Raw genomic sequence first — 222 nt, forward strand, 5'->3', positions numbered from 1 at the left:
ATAAAAACATAACGTTTTAAGCGCCATTAATAACTCACGTACTTTAGCAAAATCATCAGGAAATTCTTTTGACAGAACTGGTAAATCTGCACGAGAAGCCAGTGCTTCAGGAATAAAGATGTCACCTCCTAAAATTTCTTCAACGCTTTCTTTAAATTTAGGAGGATGTGCAGTACATAAGAACATACCAGTTTCATCTTCTTCAAGCTGCGCAGTTAATTC

Annotated in this window: 1 pseudogene; it reads right to left on the reverse strand. The window is 36.0% G+C overall.

The features are described 5' to 3' along the window. Nucleotides 1–222: pseudogene (locus tag V6256_RS15710) on the reverse strand (threonine synthase); the annotation flags it as partial.

Source organism: Psychromonas aquatilis (genome assembly GCF_038155185.1).
Taxonomy (GTDB): domain Bacteria; phylum Pseudomonadota; class Gammaproteobacteria; order Enterobacterales; family Psychromonadaceae; genus Psychromonas; species Psychromonas aquatilis.